The 691-nt window shown below is 56.7% G+C and carries 1 protein-coding gene; it reads right to left on the bottom strand.

The genetic code is table 11. The features are described 5' to 3' along the window. Positions 1 to 530, bottom strand: a 530-nt coding sequence (locus ABD323_RS42995) for a DNA adenine methylase (protein ID WP_344447474.1), incomplete at its 3' end; no start/stop codon positions are given. Positions 531 to 691 lie beyond the last annotated feature (161 nt).

The raw sequence follows: 691 nt of genomic DNA, 5'->3' as shown, positions 1-691 counted from the left end.
GTGAGAATCCATGGGAAGTCCGCGCCGGCCAGAAGATTCGCCAATTCGAGGTGGGAATCGGCGTCAAAAGCGTGCAGGTACAGCCCTTCCCCTTGGACGAGGTAAGGGGGGTCCGCATATACGAAGACATCCTGAGCGATGTCTTGTATGACATTGAGGAACTCAAGAGCGTCGTACTCGGTGATATAGATGCAATGTCGCAAGTCAGCGAGGGCCTGGATGCGCATGCAAAGCGATTCACGATTGAAGCGCGCATCAATCTTCCAGCGCCCAAGCTGCTCAAAACCGCCGATTGGCCGAGCGTCAAGGATGCCCGAACGATTAGTACGGTTGAGGTAGAAAGCGGCAAAACCGAGTTCAAAATCGTCCCGCCCGGACGGGCTCGCATAGACCTCGGCCTGCCGATGCCACTCATCGATTGTGAGCGGAATAGTTCGAATTTTGCGACAGAACTCATTGGGAAGGTCGAGTGACGCGCGCCAGAATGCAGCGATACCCGGGTTCAAGTCGTTAAGATGGATGCGGTCCACGGTACGGTCCCAAAGAAGATGAAGGGCCGCCCCGGCACCTCCCGCGAAGGGCTCTGCTTACTGACGCGGTTTCGGCTCCTGGGCTTCAATGAGGCGTGTCAAGTAGGGGGCAAGACGCGCCTTACCGCCAGGATAGCGCAGGGGTGAAAGGTATCTCATTT

Origin of the sequence: Kitasatospora nipponensis, assembly GCF_039528135.1 — a bacterium.
In the GTDB taxonomy this organism is placed as follows: domain Bacteria; phylum Actinomycetota; class Actinomycetes; order Streptomycetales; family Streptomycetaceae; genus Kitasatospora; species Kitasatospora nipponensis.
The sequence above is the reverse complement of the archived record's forward strand: the minus strand, read 5'-3'. Positions and strand labels throughout refer to the sequence as shown.